Genomic DNA, 18,805 nt, shown 5'->3' on the forward strand with positions numbered 1-18,805 from the left:
CCCCCACGACATCGATATCGCTGCCGATTGCCAGCGCACGGAAGAGGACGGCTTTCGCGAGGATGCCCATATGCGGGTGGCCAGCAACGATGTGCGCAGCCTGAGCTGGAAGCTGTGGGTGGGCCGGCATGGCTCCTGCCACTTCGATCTCACCGAGTTCCGCCAGGTGCGCAGGACCCCGCATATCGAACTGCAGGCGATCGATGGCAGCGGCTGCACGCTGATGGTCTGGCAGGATCCGCGGCGCGTCACGCTAGCGCATGCGCATTGCGAGCAGCATTGCACCCCGGGTATCTACGAGCAGGCGTGGCCGGTGCTCTTCGATCCGCGCAGCGGCACATGCGCGCAGATCCGCTAGCGCTGCCGGGCTGTTGACGGCAAGCGCGGCTCAGCGCTCGCGCAGGCGCGCCGCCGCGCGCGTCAGCGGCTTGGCCAGCACGGTGGTGGCCAGCGCCATCAGCAGCAGGCCGGAGAAGGCCGTCATGCCGATCAGCCCGGCTTCGAACAAGATTCCCAGCACGACCACCTCCATCAGCCCCTTGGTCTGGACCAGCGCACCCAGCATCCAGGCCTCGCGCCGCGGCAGGCCGGCCAAGCGCGCCGGCAATGCGGTTCCGACCACCTTGCCGGCCACCGCGACCATGGTGCTCAGGCCGAACACCAAGAGCGTCGCCTGACCGCCGATGGCGATGTCGGTACGCAGCCCGGTCATCAGGAAAAAGAACGGCATCAGGACCACCACGGTGGCGGGCTCGAGCTGGCGCCGGAGTTCGCCGGCCGCATCGCGAGGCAGCACGACGCCCGCGAGGAAGCCGCCGAGGATATAGTGCAGGCCGATCGACTCGGAAATCAGCGCCGAGCCGAAGATCAGCACCGCGACCAGCGCCAGGCGCGCGTCGTTGGCGGCCATCCGCGGCAGCATGCGCGCCAGCAGCGGGCGTACCAGCCACAACATCGCACCGACGTAGGCAAGGCCCAGGCAAGCCAGCCGCAGGAAGTCATAGCTTGAGGAACGGCCCGCGCTGGCGAGGATGGCCGACAGCACCAGCCAGATGGCCGCATCGCTGAAGGCGGCGCAGCCGACCGCCAGCTGGCCAGGCACGGAGTCGGACAGCTTCATTTCCCGCAGGATGGCCCCCAGCACCGGCAGCGCCGTCACCGCCATGGAAACCCCCACGGCGAAAGCGAATTGCCAGGCGGATGCCGCATGCCCTACGGCACCCGGCGTGGCATAGGCCAGCCAGGCACCGGCTGCCGTGCCAAGCGCGAACGGCACCAGCACGCTGCCCAGCGCGGCCGCCATCGCAATGCGCCGTATCCCTGGCTGCTGCACGCCGCCGATGTGCAAGCCGGAGAGGAAGGCAAACAGCACCACCGCCAGCCATTGCAGCCCAGAGAGCGCGGATAGCTGCGCCGGCCCGAACAGGGCCTGCCAGCCTTGCGGCCACAGCGCGCCAAGCAGGGACGGACCAAGCAGAATGCCGCCCACGATCTGCATGGCCACCAGCGGCACGATGCTGCCGATGCGCAGCCCGCGCCACAGGATGAACGGTGTACCGACCACCAGGCAGGCCTGGGCAAAAAAAAGCGAGACGGGATTCAAGGCAACGGGCGGATCGAGAGAAGTGGAACAAGGAGGTGGGCGCGCCAGGCGCCCACCGGGCGAGCGTCCAGAGGCGCTACTTAGCCTTCGGCACGCGCCCCATCAGGTAGAACTCCTCGTTCGGCCGCATGCTGATGGTATTCGCCATGCGGTTGGACAGGCCGAAGAAGGCGGTGATGGCCGCGATATCCCAGGCGTCCTCGTGGCTGAACCCATGCTTGGCCAACGCCGCGAAATCGGCATCGCCAACCTCGGCCGAGGCCTCGCAGACCTTGAGGGCGAAGTCGAGCATGGCGCGCTGGCGCGGCGTGATGTCGGCCTTACGGTAGTTGACGGCCACCTGGTCGGCCAGCGTCGGCTTCTTCTCGTAGATGCGCAGGATGGCGCCGTGCGCCACCACGCAATACAGGCACTGGTTGGCGCCCGAAGTGGCCACCACGATCATCTCGCGCTCGCCCTTGGAGAGGCCGCCCTCCTTGAGCACCAGCGCATCGTGGTAGGCAAAGAAGGCGCGGAACTCATCCGGCCGGTGGGCCAGCGTCAGGAACACGTTCGGCACGAAGCCGGCCTTGTCCTGGACTTCCAGGATGCGAGCCCGGATGTCCTCGGGCAGCTCAGCGATGGCGGGAACCGGGTAACGGCTCAGTGGCGGCGATGCGGTCATGGTGGTCTCCTTCGGGGGTGCACCCCTCTTTGCACTGCGCATGAACCGCCCGCGCTAGCTGCCGCGGGCAGCGGGAATCTGGCCGGTCGTACCGGCTTACTGGGTGGCGAACTGGATCTTGTGCAGCCCGGCGTAAAGTCCCTCGGCCGAGAGCAGTTCGTCGTGGGTGCCATGCTCCGCCACCCGCCCGTGGTCGAGCACCACGATGCGATCGGCGTTCTCGATGGTGGACAGGCGGTGCGCGATGACCAGCGTGGTTCGGCCAACCATCAGGGCTTCCAGCGCGGCCTGCACCTGGCGCTCCGATTCGGAGTCGAGCGCCGAGGTGGCCTCGTCGAGAATCAGGATCGGCGCGTCCTTGTACAGCGCGCGCGCGATCGCCATGCGCTGGCGCTGGCCGCCGGACAGCTTCATGCCGTTGTCGCCGATATTGGTCTCGAGCCCTTGCGGCAGGCCCTTGATCACATCGGTCAGGTAAGCGGCTGCCAGCGCGCGCTCGACGCGCGCCATGTCGATTTCGGCCGCCGGATGCACGCCATAGGCCACGTTGGCGGCAACCGTGTCGTTGAACAGCACCACGTCCTGGCTGACAAAGGCGATCTGGCGGCGCAGGTCATGCAGCGAGAACGCGTCGATGGTCTTTCCGTCCAGCAGGATGCGGCCCTCGGTCGGGTCGAAGAAGCGCGGCACCAGATTGACCAGCGTGGTCTTGCCGCTGCCCGACGGCCCCACCAGCGCCACGACTTCACCGGCGCTGACGTTGAAGTTGATGTTGTCCAATGCCGGGCGGGCGCCCTCGCCGTAGCGAAAGCCCACCTTCTCGAACACCAGTTCGCCACGCGCGCGCTCGAGCGGCAGGCCGCCGTCCTGCGGCTCGATCGGCTCGTCGATCAGGCCGAAGATCATCTCGGCCGCGGTCAGGCCGCGCTGCAGCGGCTGGTTCAGGTCGGTCAGGTGCTTGAGCGGCGAGACCAGCAGCAGCATCGCCATCACAAAGCCGGTGAAGCTGCCCACCGTGGTGTGGTTGGTCTGCGACTGGATCATCGCTATGGTCAGGATGACAGACAGCGCCAGCGCCGCCAGGAATGCCGTGACGGGCTGGTTCAGCCCGCCTGCCACTGCCATGCGCATGGAATAGCCACGCAGGCGCTCGGCCATGGCCGCGAATCGCGACGTCTCGTAAGCCTCGCCGCCATGCAGCTTGACCACCTTATAGCCACCCGCCGCCTCCTCGACCACGTAGGCCGCGGTGTTGGTCAGCGCCTGGTGATCGCGATTAAGGCGCCGCAGGCGGCGATTGACCTTGGCCATGACGAAACCGATCACCGGCAGGATCACCGCCACCACCAGCGTCAGGCTCCAGTTGGTATAGAACAGGTAGACCAGCAGCGCCAACACGGTGAGCGAATCGCGCACCAGGGTGATCAGCACGCCGGTCAGGATCTGCATGACCTGGTTGACCTCGAAGATCACCGCATTGATCAGTGAGGCCGCGGTATTGCGGTGGTAGAACAGCGCGGGCGCATGCAGCATGCGCTCGAACATCTGCATGCGCATTTTCAGCAGCACCCGGTTGGAGATCAGGGCGAGCAGGTAGCCGGAAGCGAACTGCGCCACCCCGCGTATCAGTGCCACGCCAATCAGCAGGGCCGGCACGTGCCAGAGCTTGCCGGCATATGCGCCGCCGAAACCGTTGTCGAGCAGGTCATTGACGACCTTGGGCATGATCCCTTCGGCGCCAGCCACAGCCGCCATCGCGATAATGGCAACGATGAAGACGCGCATTTCCGGACGCAGGTAGGACCAGACTCGCTTCAGGGTGTCGGCTTCCTGTGCCGGGGGCGCATTTTGTTCTTGGACTTTCACGTTTTCTCCACCCCGTCGGCGCGGGGATACTTTGCTTGTACCGCGGCCAGCCCGAGCAACAGCCCGATGATGCCGGCATAAAAAACAATATTTGCCTGGTGCGCCATCGTCACCTGGGTCAGGCCGCTGATCAGGCTGGCCATGACGACGGCCAGGCCGGAAGCCGCAAGGCATTCGCCCCGCTCATTGCACTGGCGGCGGCTATGGCGCAAGAGTCCGAAGAACAGCCAGGCCGGCACCAGGAAGATGGACATGACTGCCAGCAGGCCAGGTAAGCCCATGGTGGAAAGCGCCTCCATCACATCGTTGTGGGCATGCTCCAGGCAATACTGGTGGCTGCGGCTGATCTGGCAGGCCGGCAAGGCCTGCGTCATCTCGCCAAACTGGCTCAGGCCGATCCCGGTCCACGGGTGGGCTTCGAAGGCCTTTGCAGCCAGTTGCCAGATCAGCAAGCGCGCGCCGGTAGAAGAGTCGGCATTGCCGGCTTCGAACTGCGCCACCTCCTGGCCGACGAGGTCCACCCGCTTGGCGACCGGGCTGCCTGGCACTGCGTAGAGGGCACCCGCCAGCGCCACCAGCAAGGCCACCATGCCGATAAACGCCGGCAACCGGATGCGGCGATAGCGCACCGCCAGCAGTGGCACCGTGGTCAGGGCCAGCGCCAGCCAGGCACCGCGCGATCCGTTAAGGATAAGCACCGCGCCCGCCACCAGCAGCCCGCCCCAGGCCAGCGCGTGGTCCCGCCGGAAATGTCCCGGCCTGGCGAAGCCGATCAGGCCGAAGGCCGCCACCATATTGGCGAAGGCGATAGGCTGGGTCCAGGCTGCCGGGCGGTCATCGTGCAGCACCAGCAACTGATACACCACGATCAGCAGGCAGGACACCAATGCCACCGGGATGCCGTACCAGAGCATGCGGCTGTCCGGGCGAAATCGCAGCACCGCCAGGCAGGTCAGGAAGGCAAGCAGCACGCGCGTCGGGTTATCGACCGCGCTCCAGCGCAAGCCGAAGATCACCTTGGACGCCAGGCACACCACGAGTACCGCTAGAATGGCTAGCCCAAGGGGAACCAGCAGGCTGCGATAGCGCGCCATGGCTTGGCCCATGCCACGCCAGCCCAGCAGTACGGCCAGCACCACTGCGGCAATGAAAACGCCCGCCCCGCGCGGCACGCTCAGCAGCAGTATGGGGAAAGCAAAGACCAGCCCGTTGGCCAGCCATGCCTGTTTGGTCGCACGGAACATCATAAACAAGCTCTATGAAAATCTCAGTCGTACTGATTACAAAAAACGAGGCACACAACATCCGGGAGTGCCTGGAAAGCGTGTCCTGGTGCGACCGCGCGATTATAGTGGATTCAGGTAGCCGGGACGGCACGGTCGAGCTGGCCCGGAGCCTGGGCGCGGAGGTCTTCGAAACCGAGCACTGGCCTGGCTTCGGCGCCCAGAAAAACCTGGCGGTATCCAAGGCCGACGGCGACTGGATCTTCTCCATCGACGCGGACGAACGGGTCACCCCCGAGCTGCGCGACGAGATTCTCGCCGCAGTGGCGTCTGGCCAGTCCGATGCGTACGAGGTACCTAGGCTGTCGCGCTTTTGCGGCCGCTTCATCCGTCACGGCGGCTGGTACCCCGACTACGTCACACGGCTGTTCCGCCGTGGCCACGCCCGCTTCACCGACGATCTCGTCCATGAGCGCGTGATAGCAGATGCACCAGTCGGCAGGCTCGATTCGCCATTGCTGCATTACACCTACGACGATTTCTCGCAGGTGCTGCAAAAGATCGACAAATACTCCAGCCTCGGCGCCCAGCAGGGCTTCGCGCGCGGCAAGACGGCGTCGCCCGTCAGCGCCGTGCTGCATGGCGCCTGGGCGTTCCTGCGCACCTACCTGCTGCGCCGCGGTTTCCTGGATGGCGCGCAGGGCCTCGGTGTGGCGCTGATGAATGGCCACGCTAGCTACTACAAGTACATCAAGCTATGGTACCTGCAGCAGAAGAGCGAGCAGCAGGCGCCCCCACGGTAGGGGCTGCCGCCCCTGTTTGAGGCACGCCCAGCAAGTCCTCGACGCAAGCACTGAAGGCCGCCGAGGTGGGGCCAAAGCCCATCTGCTCGATGTGGACCGCCGCATAGGCCAGCAGCCGGGCGCGCAGCGGCGCGTCCTCGAGCCCGCGGCGGATCGCCTCTGCCAGCGCGGGCACATCGCCAACCGGCGTCAGCAGGCCGGCCTTGCCTTCGGCCAGGATCTCGCGCGGGCCAACCGGGCAATCGGTGCTCACCACCAACTGGCCCAGCGCCATGCCTTCAAGAAGCACATTGGGCAGCCCTTCCATCTTGGAGCTGAACGCCATCAGCCGCGCATGATGGATCCATGCATAGGGATTGGCCTGGAAACCGGCAAAGCTGACACGCTCGCTGATGCCGAGCTCGCGCGCGAGCGCTTCGAGCCGGCCGCGCGAAGCGCCATCGCCCACCAGCACAAGCCGCTCGCACAAGCCCGTGCCCCTGACCAGCGCCGCGTAGGCCCGCAGCAGCGTGGTGAAATCCTTCTGGCTTTCTTCCAGCCGCCCCACCGAAACAATGTAGGGATGCGCCGGCGGCGTGAAAGGCGCCTTGCCGAGCGCGCGGATGCGATCGAGGTCGGTGGCGTTGTACAGGCGGATGAATTTGTCGGCGGCCTCGGGAATCAGCGCCCGCGCGTCGGCCAGCATGCTGTCGTTGAGCACCACGATGCGGTCATAGTGCTCGCGGCACTGGCGTCGCAGCTTGCGCAGCTTGCGGCGGTTCTCGCGCTCCAGGTGTGCCACGCTGAAATGCTGGTAGCCGATCATCGGCACCGGCAGGCGACCGGTCAGCCGCGACAGCGACATGTCGTAGTCGATCACCAGGTCATAGTCCCGCGCGATGCCGCGAAAGCGCCGGTTGACCAGCGGCTTGCGCAGCGGCGGCAACAGCACTTCTTCATAGATCTTGCCCAACGGGCCCAGCTTGCCGGCTTTTTTCAGTTGCCGGCAACGCGAGAGCCAGGCCTCCGGCGCGAGGATATGGATCTTGACGTCCGGCGGCAGCATGGCGCGGAAATGCGTCTCCAGCGCTTCGGTCGGATAAGTCAGCGTCAGGCCGATCTCGAAGCGCTCTCGATCCAGCGAGGCCAGCAGCGACACCAGCGAGGTCTCGATGCCGCCACGCAGGAAGTGGGTGAGGTGGAAGAGGATGCGTTGCTTGGCCATGCGGGGCTTGTGTAATCCATGAAAAGGCGGGATGGACGGCAGCAATGCCGGTCGGGGCGGCGCCATGCCGGGCCGACCCACCGGCAAGCCCAGGTCAGCCGTAGAGCATGCGGACATTCTCGCCGGACAGGGCCGCGCGGAAGCTCGCCAGGGCATCGTCGGATGGCGTGACCAGCCACTGCCGGCCCAGCTCCGCCTCGCAGCGCGCGCCGGTGGTGGCGTAGCTCACACGCACCGGCACGCCTGGCGCATTGGCCACACTCGCCAGGTAGGGCGTGAGCAACTCGCGCAGCAGTTCCGTGGAGGCGTTACCGTTGAACGCCAGACCGACCGCCTCGGCGTACTTGGCGCGCGCCGCCACCAGGTCCATCACCGATTCAGCGGTGAAGCGCACGCCACCGGTAAAGGTGTCGTGGCGGGCGTTGCCTTGCACGATCACCATCTCGTCCTCGCGGAACATATGGCGGTTGGCATCGAACAATTCGTTGAACACCGTCATTTCGACCTGCCCGGTGCCATCATCAAGCAAGACGATCAGCATCTTGCCGCGCTGCGTCATCTGGGTGCGCATGCCGGTGATGACACCGGCGATGACCTTGCCACGCACGTCGCGGCCGTAGCCGCCGCCATTGCCTTGCACTTCCTTTTCCAGGCCGGCCAGCGTGCCCTTGAGGAAGCGGCCGACTTCGTCCCGATAGGCGTCGAACAGGTGGCCGGAGAAGTAATAACCCAGCGCCTGCTTTTCTTCCTGCAGCATGCGCTTGGGCGCCCAGGCCGGCTCGTCGACCAGCGCGGGACGGTGCGATTCGCCGGCATCGGCCATCAGGTCGAACAGCGACACCTGGTTGGCCGACTCGGCCTTCTGCTCTGCGGCTTCCATGGCGCGCGACACCGAGGCCAGCAGCTGGCCGCGATTGGCATTGAGGCTATCGAAGGCGCCGGCGCGAATCAGCGCCTCGATGGTGCGGCGGTTGACCTGGCGGCGGTCGACGCGCTCGCAGAAATCGAACAGGTCGGCGAAGGGCTTTTCCTCGCGGGCGCGCAGGATGTCCTCGATGGCGCCCTGCCCCGAGCCCTTGATGCCGCCAAGGCCATAGCGGATGGTCTTGGCATCGGTCGGCGCGAAGCGGTATTCGCTGGCGTTGACGTCAGGCGGCAGCACCTGGAGCTTGTTGAGCTTGCAATCGTCAAAGAGGATCTTGACCTTGTCGGTGTCGTCCATGGCGAGCGACATATTCGCTGCCATGAACGCGGCTGGATGGTGCGCCTTGAGCCAGGCCGTGTAGTAGGCCAGCAATGCGTAGGCGGCCGCGTGCGACTTGTTGAAGCCGTAGCCCGCGAACTTTTCCATCAGGTCGAAGGTGTCGTCCGCCTTCTCGGCGCTCAGGCCGTTCTTGGCCGCACCCTCGCGGAACAGCTCGCGGTGCTGGGCCATTTCCTCGGCCTTCTTCTTGCCCATGGCGCGGCGCAGCAAGTCGGCGCCGCCCAGCGAGTAGCCGCCGATGATCTGCGCCATCTGCATCACCTGCTCCTGGTAGACCATGATGCCGTAGGTCTCCTTGAGCACCGGCTCGACGCGCGGGTCCGGGTACTCCACCTTCTCACGGCCGTGCTTACGGGCGCAGAAGCTGGGGATCAGGTCCATCGGGCCCGGGCGGTAGAGTGCCACCAGCGCGATGATGTCCTCAAAGCGGTCAGGCTTGGCGTCCTTCAGCATGCCCTGCATGCCGCGGCTTTCCAGCTGGAACACGGCGACCGTGTTGGCCGTCTTGAGGATGTCGAATGCCTTGCTGTCGTCGAGCGGGATATGGCTGCAGTTCCAGTCCGCCATGGACGGGTCAAGCCTGCGGATATAGCGCTCGGCCCAGTCCAGGATGGTCAGCGTGGTCAGGCCCAAGAAGTCGAACTTGACCAGGCCGGCGGCTTCCACGTCGTCCTTGTCGTACTGGCTGACCACACCGCTCATGCCGTCGTTCTGCGCGCCCTGGGTGTAGAGCGGGCAGAAATCCGTCAGCTTGCCCGGGGCGATCAGCACGCCGCCGGCGTGCATGCCGACGTTACGTGTCATGCCTTCCACGCGCTGGGCCAGCTCCAGCAGCTGGCGCACTTCTTCTTCGTTCTTCTCGCGCTCGGTCAGGAGCGGCTCTTCCTTCTTGGCTTCCTCGATGGTGACGAGCTTGCCCGGCTTGAACGGAATCAGCTTGGCGATGCCGTCGACAAAGCCATAGCCCAGGTCGAGCACGCGGCCCACATCGCGCACCGCGGCCTTGGCGGCCATGGTGCCGAAGGTGGCGATCTGCGATACCGCGGCGTGGCCGTACTTCTCCTTCACGTACGTGATAACGCGATCGCGTCCCTGCTGGCAGAAGTCGATGTCGAAGTCGGGCATCGAAACCCGTTCCGGGTTCAGGAAGCGCTCGAACAGCAGCGCGTACTTGAGCGGGTCCAGATCGGTAATGCCGAGCGCATAGGCCACCAGCGAACCGGCGCCGGAGCCCCGTCCCGGCCCGACCGGCACGCCGTTGTTCTTAGCCCAGTTGATAAAGTCCGCCACGATCAGGAAGTAGCCCGGGAAGCCCATCTTGATGATGGTGCCGGTCTCGAACTCCAGCCTCGCGTAGTACTCGGGGCGCTTGGCCTCGCGCACGGCTTCGTCGGGGAACAGCACCACCATGCGCTTTTCCAGGCCTTCCTTGGCCAGGTGCACGAGGTAGTCGTCGAGCGACATGCCGTCGGGCGTCGGAAACAGCGGCAGGCGCGGCTTGCCCAGTTCCAGCGTGAGGTTGCAGCGGCGCGCGATCTGCACCGCGTTTTCCAGCGCCGACGGGATGTCGGCGAACAGCGCGCACATCTCGTCCTGGGTCTTGAAATACTGGTCAGTGGTGAAGCGCCGCACGCGGCGGGGGTTGGCCAGCAACTCCCCTTCGGCGATGCAGGTGCGAGCCTCGTGCGCGGTGAAATCGTCGGGCGTCATGAACTGCACCGGGTGCGTCGCCACCACCGGCAGGCCCATCCTGGCCGCCAGTTGCACCGCCTGCTGCACATAGGCATCGGTGCCGGGCAGGCCTGCGCGCTGCAGCTCGATGTAGAAGCGCTGCGGGAACACCTTTGCCCAATGCGCGGCGGCCTGCGCCGCGGCCGCATCGTTGCCATTGGCCAGCGCCATGCCGATGTCGCCGCCCATCGCGCCAGACAGCGCAATCAGGCCGGTGGCCAGCGGCTGGCCCTCTTCGCCGGCTTCGTCGAACCAGGCAGGGTCGATCTCGGCGCGGCCGCGGTACTGGTTGGAAAGCCACGCGCGCGACAGCAGCACGCAGAGATTGAGGTAACCAATCCGGTCCCGGACCAGCAGCAGCAAGCGCGTCGGCTTGTCGCGATCGTCGGCGTTGGTCAGCCAGACGTCGGCGCCGACCACGGGCTTGACGCCGCCGCCGCGCGCTTCCTTGTAGAAGCGGATCAGGCCGAAGGCATTGGCCAGGTCGGTCAGGGCGAGCGCGCCCATGCCATCGGCGGCCGCGGCCTTGACGGCATCGTCCAGGCGCACGATGCCGTCGACGACGGAGTATTCGGAATGAAGACGGAGATGAACGAAGCGAGGTGCAGACATGGCCGTAATTGTACCGGCTCGGCATATCCGCGCCTGCCTTCTTTGCGCTACGTGCCCGATGGCAAGACTGAGCCAGGCGCTCGGAAAAGCCCGGCAGGAAGCCTGCGAGGCGCTATAATTTCGCCTTTCCAATCAGGCAGTTACCGCGTGCTCGCAAGGCGCGGTCCCGTCGCGCGCCACCTATGCAGATCGTAAACATCTCCGCTTACAAGTTCGTCTCACTGGACGACATCCCGGTCTTGCGCCCGGAAATGCGCGCGCGCTGCGAAGCACACGGGCTCAAGGGCACGATCCTGCTCGCGCCGGAAGGCATCAACCTGTTCCTCGCCGGCGTGCGCGAGGCCATCGACGGCTTCCTTGGCTGGCTGCATGCCGACCTGCGCTTTGCCGATATCGAACCCAAGGAGAGCCTGTCGGAAAGCCAGCCCTTCAAGCGCATGCTGGTGCGTGAGAAGAAGGAAATCATCACCATGAAGATGCCGCTGATCCGCCCCGAAGCCGGTCGGGCGCCAGCGGTGGCGCCAGTCGAGCTCAAGCGCTGGCTGGATCAGGGCCACGACGACGCCGGCCGCCCTGTGGTGATGCTGGATACACGCAATGCCTTTGAGGTCGCCGTCGGCACGTTCGAGCAGGCGGTCGACTACGACATCGCCAAGTTCAGCGATTTCCCGCCGGCCATTGCCGCGCACAAGGCGGAATTCGAGGGCAAGACCATCGTGTCGTTCTGCACCGGCGGCATTCGGTGCGAGAAGGCCGCCATCCACATGCAGGAAGCCGGCATCGAGCACGTCTACCAGCTTGAGGGGGGCATCCTGAAGTATTTCGAGGAAGTGGGTGGCAGCCACTACCAGGGCGACTGCTTCGTCTTCGACTACCGCACCGCGCTGAACCCCAACCTGGAGCCGGCTGGCCCCAAGCAGTGTTTTGCCTGCCGCGCCGTGGTCACCGCCGAAGAGCAGCAAAGCCCGCACTACGTGGTGGGCCAGAGCTGCCCGCACTGCATCGGGGACGGCGCCGGGACGGCGGCGGCTGCCGCCTGAGAGCGCTGGCGGCCCTCAGGCTCAGGCTGCCAGCAAGTGGTAGAGGTTGCGCAGCATGCCGGCGGTGGCGCCCCAGATAAACCGGTGGCCGCCATCCTCGCGAGGGAACGGCATGGCGTAGAACAGCCGCTCGCCGTCCACCCAGCGGAACAGGCGCTGCTCGTGATGCGACGGGTCCATCAGGAAACCTAGCGGCACTTCAAACACATCGGCAACCTCGCGCGCATCGGGCCGCAGCGTGAATCCGTCGCGGACCAGGCCCACTACCGGGCTCACATGGAAGCCGGTGCCGGTGATGTAGTCGGGCAAGCTACCCAGCACTTCCACATAATCGCGCGCCAGCCCCACCTCTTCCTCGGTTTCACGCAGTGCCGTCGCCGTCCGGTCGATATCGAACGCCTCGTGACGGCCGCCGGGGAAACTGATCTGGCCGGCGTGCGCACTCAGGTTGGCGTTGCGCTCAGTCAGCAGCACGGTCAGCCCATCCTCACGCTCCACCAACGGTACCAGCACGGCTGCATCGCGCAGCTTCAGGCTCCGGTCATAGACGCGTGACTCATCAGTCAGCTCGGGGTCCCAGGCAGGCGGCGACTGGAGCCGATGGCGGATGAAGTCCGGGCGCAGGCGCACGTCGGCCAGCCGCGGGTGCCGGGTATCGGTGGCGACGATGGGGAGGGATTCGGGATCAAAGGCAGGACGCATAATCGTTGCGAGTATGACAGAAGCCGGCCAAACCGTTTGTGCTGCGACGCGGCAAAGCTGGCGCGCGCAGATGCAAAAAGGACACCCGAAGGTGCCCTTTTTGCGCAGCCCCGACCGGCAAGCCGGTCGAGGCGACTGGCGGCTTACTGAGCAGCAGCAGCCTTGGCAGCAGCCTTGGCCGGTGCCGACTTGTATGCCAGCTTTTCCTTGATCCGCGCGGACTTGCCCGAACGCTGACGCAGGTAGTACAGCTTGGCGCGGCGGACGTCACCACGGCGCTTCACTTCGATCGCGGCGATCAGCGGCGAGTACAGCTGGAACGTACGTTCCACGCCTTCACCCGACGAAATCTTGCGCACGATGAAGGACGAATTCAGGCCACGATTGCGCTTGGCAATCACGACGCCTTCATAAGCCTGGACGCGCTTGCGGTTACCTTCCACCACGTTCACGCTGACGATCACGGTGTCGCCGGGTGCGAATGCGGGGATGGTCTTGTTCGCGGTCAGACGCGCGATTTCGTCTTTCTCGATCAGCTCGATGATGTTCATCGTTTCTTCTCCTTGTCCATCATGCCGACGTTGTATGCCCCAGGCATGGCCTGGGCCCCGGCAGAGGATGGGGTTTCACTTGGCGGGAGCGAGCTCCCGCCCTTCTTTCGCCAACCATGTCGACAGGAACTTCTCGTCGACCCGGCTCAGCAACCCTTGACTGCGCGCCGCCTCGATCAGATCGGGGCGCTTCTTCGCAGTATTTGCCAGCGCCTGCTGGCGCCGCCACTTCTCGATCTCGGCATGATGGCCCCCGAGCAAGATATCGGGCACCCGCACACCTTCGTATTCTTCCGGCCGCGTGTAGTGCGGACAATCCAGCAGCCCGTTGACAAAGCTGTCCTGAACTGCCGACTGGGCGTCGCCCAACACACCCGGCAAATGCCTGACCACCGCGTCGATCACGGCCATGGCAGGCAACTCGCCACCGGACAGCACGAAATCGCCAAGGCTGATTTCCTCATCGACCCGCCGCTCGATCAACCGCTGGTCAATCGCTTCGTAACGCCCACACAGCATCACCAGGCCAGGGCGCTGCGCCAGTGACATCACTTTTTGGTGCGTCAGCGGCGCGCCTTGCGGCGACATCAGCACCACGTGCGGCCGCACCGGCGCCTCCTGGCCCTCCGGCTTGGCCTGCGCCGCCTGCTGGGCGGAACACGCCGCGTCGATGGCATCTTCCAGCGGCTTTGCCAGCATCACCATGCCAGGGCCGCCGCCGTAGGGGCGGTCGTCGATGGTACGGTAGTTGTCGCTGGTGAAGTCGCGTGGATTCCAGGTGCGCAGCGTGTAGCGCTGCTGCTTTGCCGCCCGGCTGGTAATGCCCCAGTCGGTCAGCGCGCGAAACATCTCGGGAAACAGCGTGATCACGTCGAACTGCATCCGCCTCTCCCTTTACTTGCCCACCTCTAGCCCTCCGGCTATCGCCGGCCAAGCGCCATTGCCTTGAGCAGCTCGGGCCGCTCAGTAATCCAGGCCCCAGTCCACCACCACGCGCCGGGCCGAGATATCGACCGAGCGCAGGAATGCGTCGACAAAAGGAATCAGGCGCTCACCCGCCTTGCCATCGGGCAAGGCATGCGCCACCTGCAGGATCTGGTGCGCACCGTTGTCGATCAGCCCGGACACTTCGCCCAGCGACTCGCCCTGCTCATTGAACACGGCGCAGCCAATCAGATCGACCCAGTAGAATTCGTTCTCATCCGGCGCGGGGAAATCCTCGCGACGAATCCAGACACGGCGCCCCTTGAGCGCCTCCGAGTGGTTGCGCTCGGACACGCCGCTCGCCTGGGCCACTACGGTACCGCTGTGCTCGCGGGACTGCACGATCTTCACGCACAAGGCCTCGGAGGCCACGGCATCTGCCGCGCCAACCAGGCCGGTTGGCGGCGGTTTCAGCAGCCACCAGCGGCGCGCGTGCAACAGTGCGCTTGCATCGTCGGCATGCGGCTGGACCTTGATCCAGCCCCGTATCCCATAAGCCGCACCGATATAACCGACCTCGATCAGGTCGTCCGGCAGCTTATCGGTATACGCCAGCGCAGCCGGCAACCCGGTTGCACCGCGCTTGAGACTGGGCTTTTCCTGCTCACCGGCCTCGCGCCGGGCCGAGGGCTCGAGCGGCACATTGAGTGGCCGCCGCGCCGGGGCGCCTTGCTTGCGTTCTGTCACGTGTCGTTTGCCACGCGTCGCGAAACGCGCGTCACAACAATCAGACTGCAGCCTTGGCGGCGTTCTGCTTGACCAGACGGGCAACCGTCGGCGACAGCTGGGCGCCAACGCCGGTCCAGTACGTCAGGCGGTCTTGCACCAGACGCAGGCCTTCTTCGCTTGCCGAAGCCAGGGGGTTGTAGAAACCAATACGCTCGATGAAACGGCCATCGCGACGATTACGCGAGTCAGCAGCGACGATATTGAAGAAGGGGCGCTTCTTGCTGCCACCGCGAGCCAGACGGATTACGACCATGGGTTTGATTCCTCAGAAAACTTGATGTTCGAACACGAAACGCAAGAGTATAGACCAAATTCCGAGGCCAAACAAACACTTAGAGCGATTGACTCGACACCCGGCCACAGGCATCGTGGTGAAAACCCCGACAGGAGAGCTCGCCATGCGGTTTCACCTTCACATTCGCAGCTTCCGGACCCTGCTCGCGAGCACTTTCTCGGCGTTCGCGGCCGCGGTCTGGTTCAGCCCCAATGCCAACGCCGCCCTCCCGCTGGATCAGATCCAGTTGCCACCAGGCTTTCGCATCGAATTGCTGAGCGCGGAGGTACCGGAAGCGCGTGGCATGACCCTGTCGCCGGAAGGCACGCTCTTCATCGGCACCCGCGGCGAAGGCAAGGTGTATGCGATCCGCAACCCGCTGGCGCCCGCCCCGAAGGTCAGGGTCGTCGCCACCGGACTGACCATGCCGGTGGGCGTGGCCTTCCGCGACGGCGCACTGTACGCCTCCTCGACCTCGCAGATCGTCCGGCTGGATGATATCGATGCCCACCTGGACAACCCGCCCAAACCCGTCGTGGTAAGTGATCGCTTTCCCTCCGAAACGCATCACGGTTGGAAGTTCATCGCCTTTGGCCCGGATGGCTATCTGTATGTGCCAGTCGGCGCGCCCTGCAATATCTGCGCGCCCGATGAAAACCGTTACGCCAACATCATGAAGATGAAGCCGGACGGCACCGACTTGCAGGTCGTGGCCAAGGGGGTGCGCAATTCGGTGGGCTTTGACTGGCACCCGGCCACCCGCCAGCTTTGGTTCACCGACAACGGGCGCGACATGTTGGGCGACGATGTGCCCGACGACGAGCTCAACCGCCTGACCCGGGCGGGCCAGCATTTCGGCTACCCGTACTGCCACGCCGGCAGCGTCGCCGACCCCGAGTTTGGCAAGCAGCGCGCCTGCTCCGAGTTCGAGCCACCGGCGGCAAAGCTGGGCGCGCATGTCGCCGCGCTCGGCATGCGCTTTTATACCGGCACGCAATTTCCCGCCGAATACCGCAACAGCATTTTCATTGCCGAGCACGGCAGCTGGAACCGAACCAAGCCAGTCGGCTACCGCGTCGTCCGGGTGGTGCTGAACGAGCGCGGCCAGGCGGTGCGCCAGGAGGTGTTCGCGCAAGGCTGGCTGCAGGGCGACAAACCCTGGGGCCGGCCCGCCGATGTCCAGGTTGCCCCGGACGGTTCGCTGCTGGTCAGCGACGACATGGCGGGCGCGGTCTATCGCATCCGCTACGCCCCCTGATCCCTTGCCGCACGCCGGATGCAGTCCGGCTCCCGGGACCGTGGAGAAACAATCCGTTACACCGGTAACGGCTTTAGCATAGGCGCGCCGAAGACGCGTGCGTACCATGAACCCATATCTCGAACAACCTCACCACGCGACAGGATACTGGGATTCCGCATGCTCCCCCGCACCCTCCTGCGCGACTCGGTGGCTGGCATCCTGTTGGCCGTTTCCCTGCTCGGCCTCAATGCTGTCAGCCATGCTCAGGTCGCGTTTTGGCAACATAGCCGGCCCGAAGGCCGGATTGTGAGCAATGCACATGGCCAGCCCGGCCAGGGCGCATGGGAAATGGCGAGTGTACGCGCGGAACGGCAAGACCATGTGCGCGCCCAGATCGAACGAATGGAAGCCCGCGCGCGCGCCGATGACCGCCTGAATGGCCGCCCCCTGCCGCCTCAGGAACGCGACGATGAACGCAACCGGCAGTCGGATCGCAATATGCAAGGCGACAACGGGCGCGGCGAGCAGCGCAGCTCCGGCGTGGGCCCGGGCTGGCAAGCGCGCGGACGAGACGGCGGCCGCTAGCCTCCCCCACCTCCTCACTGTCTTCCCAAGCTGATTGCCGTGCCCGCGGCAGTCACGCTCAATTTTCTACTTGCCCCCTCCTCGACGATGTGCCGCGAAAGGAACTCTCGCGGGCATCCTCGCCAGACCCGCGGAGCTTCCTGCCCTGCTCCGGCGGTGTCCGCCCGCGGTTGATGCCAGCGTACAATGAGCGCCGGCGCCAGCTTGGCTGGCACTCACCTGATTTGCGCCTGCCGGCCGCCCCTGCCGGCCATTAACCTAGCTGTCGCCCCATGCCCGCCGCTACCCAAGTTTCAGCCACCGCTGCCCCCAAAGCGCTTCAGGGCAAATCCAAACTGATCACGGTCGCACTGGCCTTCCTGTTCGGCACGGTGGGTCTGCATCGCTTCTACCTGGGTGGCTTGCGCGATAAATTTGCCTGGGCGCACCTGCTGGCGGCACTCGCCGGGGTTATCGGCGTCATGTCGATGCAGACGGGCGCCGGCTCGCCGGCCCTGAACTGGACATTTGCCATTGCCGGCGGCACATCGGTGACCAGCGCCTTCCTGGCGGCCATCGTGTATGGCCTGCGCCCCGACGACAAATGGGATGCCCGCTTCAACCCGCATGGCACGCCTACCCGTTCGGGCTGGCCCGTCGTGATACTGGTCATCCTGTCCCTGCTGATCGGCACCGGCCTGTTGATGGCTGGCCTGGCCATCAGCTTCCAGACATTCTTCGAATCCCAGGTCGAAGCCGCGCGCGCCTTGTCGCAGTAAGCCCCAGGTCCCAGGCCCAGCGCCGATGCACTTCGACCTGCTGGACATCGCCGTGTTCGTGCGCGCAGCGTCGCTGGGCAACCTTTCTGCCGCGGCGCGCGATCTCGGGTTATCCACCTCCACGGCCAGCAGCCGCCTGGCGCAGCTCGAGCAGCAGCTCGGCACGCGGCTGCTGCACCGGACCACGCGCCGCATCTCCCTGACCGGCGAAGGCGAGCGTTTCCTCGAACATGCCGCGCAATTGCTCGACACGGCCGGCCAGGCCGCGCAATCGGTGGGGCGCGGCGCGCAGGCGCCCCAGGGGCAGCTGCGGGTTACGGTGCCCGCCTCTTTTGGCCGCCAGCACGTCTCGCCGGCCATCCCCGCCTTTCTCGCCGCCTACCCGGGCCTGACGCTGGACCTGCGCCTGACCGACCAGGTGATCGGCCTGGTCGAGGCCGGCGTCGATGTCGCATTACGCATGGGGGCGTTGCCGGACTCATCCCTGGTGGCACGCCCCCTGTCCCCGAGCCATCGCGCCGTCTGCGCTTCGCCGGGCTATCTTGCCGCGCACGGCACGCCCCGGCATCCGGAAGAGTTGCGCAACCACAATTGCATCGTGCTGGGAGACCAGTCATCCTGGCAGTTCGACACCGCGCTGGGCAAGACAGCGGTAGCGGTCACCGGCAACCTGCGCACAGACAACGGCGAAGTCATCCGGGATGCGATCCTGGCTGGCATGGGGCTGGCGCTCAAGTCGACCTGGGACGTTGGCCCTTACCTGCGCAGCGGCGCGCTGGTCCGCGTGCTCCCCGATTACCCGGTGCTGCCGGCCGTGTCGATCTGGGCGGTCTATCCCAGCCGCCGCCAGGTGCCCGCGAAGACACACGCGTTTATCGATTTCTTTGCTGCGCGCTTCGGCTCCCCGCCCTACTGGGATAGCCCCGATGCCGCGCCTCCCGCCCAATAAAGACACCGCTATAAACATCGATT

Annotated in this window: 18 protein-coding genes; 7 read left to right on the top strand and 11 right to left on the bottom strand. The window is 65.6% G+C overall.

Annotated features, from left to right (window positions below):
* Positions 1–358 (top strand): hypothetical protein (locus A9975_RS27675; protein ID WP_183035560.1); only part of this gene is annotated, 358 nt, incomplete at its 5' end.
* 30 nt (positions 359–388) lie between these two features.
* On the opposite strand, the gene A9975_RS27680 is transcribed toward A9975_RS27675, so the two are convergent.
* The 4 genes from A9975_RS27680 to A9975_RS27695 form a co-directional block, all read right to left on the bottom strand.
* Positions 389–1,603, bottom strand: coding sequence for a cation:proton antiporter (locus A9975_RS27680; RefSeq protein WP_183035561.1), 1,215 nt, complete (start codon positions 1,601–1,603; stop codon positions 389–391).
* 76 nt (positions 1,604–1,679) lie between these two features.
* Positions 1,680–2,267, bottom strand: a complete 588-nt coding sequence (locus tag A9975_RS27685) for a peroxidase-related enzyme (protein ID WP_183035562.1) — start codon at positions 2,265–2,267, stop codon at positions 1,680–1,682.
* Positions 2,268–2,363: 96 nt separating this feature from the next.
* Positions 2,364–4,133 carry a lipid A export permease/ATP-binding protein MsbA gene (msbA, locus tag A9975_RS27690; protein ID WP_183035563.1) on the bottom strand — a complete coding sequence of 590 codons (1,770 nt, stop codon included), beginning with the start codon at positions 4,131–4,133 and terminating at the stop codon, positions 2,364–2,366.
* Positions 4,130–5,380: an O-antigen ligase gene (locus tag A9975_RS27695; protein WP_183035564.1), complete on the bottom strand. Its 1,251-nt coding sequence runs from the start codon at positions 5,378–5,380 to the stop codon at positions 4,130–4,132. Before A9975_RS27695 ends, msbA begins: the two co-directional genes overlap by 4 nt.
* Positions 5,381–5,391: 11 nt before the next feature.
* On the opposite strand from A9975_RS27695, the gene A9975_RS27700 reads away from it, so the two are divergent.
* Positions 5,392–6,159 carry a glycosyltransferase family 2 protein gene (locus A9975_RS27700; RefSeq protein ID WP_183035565.1) on the top strand — a complete coding sequence of 256 codons (768 nt, stop codon included), beginning with the start codon at positions 5,392–5,394 and terminating at the stop codon, positions 6,157–6,159.
* On the opposite strand, the gene A9975_RS27705 is transcribed toward A9975_RS27700, so the two are convergent.
* Together A9975_RS27705 and dnaE are read right to left on the bottom strand one after the other, a co-directional pair.
* On the bottom strand, positions 6,107–7,363 hold the full coding sequence (locus tag A9975_RS27705) for a glycosyltransferase (RefSeq protein ID WP_183035566.1): 1,257 nt from the start codon (positions 7,361–7,363) through the stop codon (positions 6,107–6,109). The two genes, A9975_RS27700 and A9975_RS27705, sit on opposite strands and share 53 nt — an antisense overlap.
* A 94-nt stretch (positions 7,364–7,457) precedes the next feature.
* Positions 7,458–10,970: a DNA polymerase III subunit alpha gene (gene dnaE / locus A9975_RS27710; protein ID WP_183035567.1), complete on the bottom strand. Its 3,513-nt coding sequence runs from the start codon at positions 10,968–10,970 to the stop codon at positions 7,458–7,460.
* Positions 10,971–11,152: 182 nt separating this feature from the next.
* Here dnaE and A9975_RS27715 point away from each other — a divergent pair, with 182 nt between their 5' ends.
* Positions 11,153–12,010: a sulfurtransferase gene (locus tag A9975_RS27715; RefSeq protein WP_183035568.1), complete on the top strand. Its 858-nt coding sequence runs from the start codon at positions 11,153–11,155 to the stop codon at positions 12,008–12,010.
* Between the two features lie 21 nt (positions 12,011–12,031).
* On the opposite strand, the gene A9975_RS27720 is transcribed toward A9975_RS27715, so the two are convergent.
* From A9975_RS27720 to rpsP, 5 genes are all read right to left on the bottom strand, one after another.
* The gene (locus A9975_RS27720; protein WP_183035569.1) at positions 12,032–12,712 is read right to left on the bottom strand and encodes a CoA pyrophosphatase; all 681 of its coding nucleotides are present in this window, start codon (positions 12,710–12,712) and stop codon (positions 12,032–12,034) included.
* 143 nt (positions 12,713–12,855) lie between these two features.
* On the bottom strand, positions 12,856–13,263 hold the full coding sequence (rplS, locus tag A9975_RS27725; RefSeq protein WP_150986317.1) for a 50S ribosomal protein L19: 408 nt from the start codon (positions 13,261–13,263) through the stop codon (positions 12,856–12,858).
* A 75-nt stretch (positions 13,264–13,338) separates the two neighbouring features.
* Positions 13,339–14,145, bottom strand: coding sequence for a tRNA (guanosine(37)-N1)-methyltransferase TrmD (gene trmD / locus A9975_RS27730; protein WP_043344527.1), 807 nt, complete (start codon positions 14,143–14,145; stop codon positions 13,339–13,341).
* A gap of 81 nt (positions 14,146–14,226) precedes the next feature.
* Complete coding sequence (gene rimM, locus A9975_RS27735) at positions 14,227–14,814, bottom strand: ribosome maturation factor RimM (RefSeq protein ID WP_241754494.1); 588 nt, start codon at positions 14,812–14,814, stop codon at positions 14,227–14,229.
* A 160-nt stretch (positions 14,815–14,974) separates the two neighbouring features.
* Positions 14,975–15,229, bottom strand: a complete 255-nt coding sequence (gene rpsP / locus A9975_RS27740; protein WP_150986320.1) for a 30S ribosomal protein S16 — start codon at positions 15,227–15,229, stop codon at positions 14,975–14,977.
* A 145-nt stretch (positions 15,230–15,374) separates the two neighbouring features.
* Between rpsP and A9975_RS27745 the strand changes: the two genes are divergently transcribed.
* The 4 genes from A9975_RS27745 (at position 15,375) to A9975_RS27760 (ending at position 18,782) form a co-directional block, all read left to right on the top strand.
* Positions 15,375–16,508, top strand: coding sequence for a sorbosone dehydrogenase family protein (locus A9975_RS27745; protein WP_183035570.1), 1,134 nt, complete (start codon positions 15,375–15,377; stop codon positions 16,506–16,508).
* Positions 16,509–16,667: 159 nt separating this feature from the next.
* On the top strand, positions 16,668–17,075 hold the full coding sequence (locus A9975_RS27750) for a hypothetical protein (protein ID WP_183035571.1): 408 nt from the start codon (positions 16,668–16,670) through the stop codon (positions 17,073–17,075).
* 272 nt (positions 17,076–17,347) lie between these two features.
* A complete protein-coding gene (locus tag A9975_RS27755; protein ID WP_150986323.1) occupies positions 17,348–17,833 on the top strand; it encodes a TM2 domain-containing protein in 486 nt (161 codons plus the stop codon).
* Positions 17,834–17,858: 25 nt separating this feature from the next.
* Positions 17,859–18,782 carry a LysR family transcriptional regulator gene (locus A9975_RS27760; RefSeq protein WP_183035572.1) on the top strand — a complete coding sequence of 308 codons (924 nt, stop codon included), beginning with the start codon at positions 17,859–17,861 and terminating at the stop codon, positions 18,780–18,782.
* Positions 18,783–18,805: the final 23 nt, after the last annotated feature.

The organism is Cupriavidus sp. UME77, from assembly GCF_014170355.1.
In the GTDB taxonomy this organism is placed as follows: domain Bacteria; phylum Pseudomonadota; class Gammaproteobacteria; order Burkholderiales; family Burkholderiaceae; genus Cupriavidus; species Cupriavidus basilensis.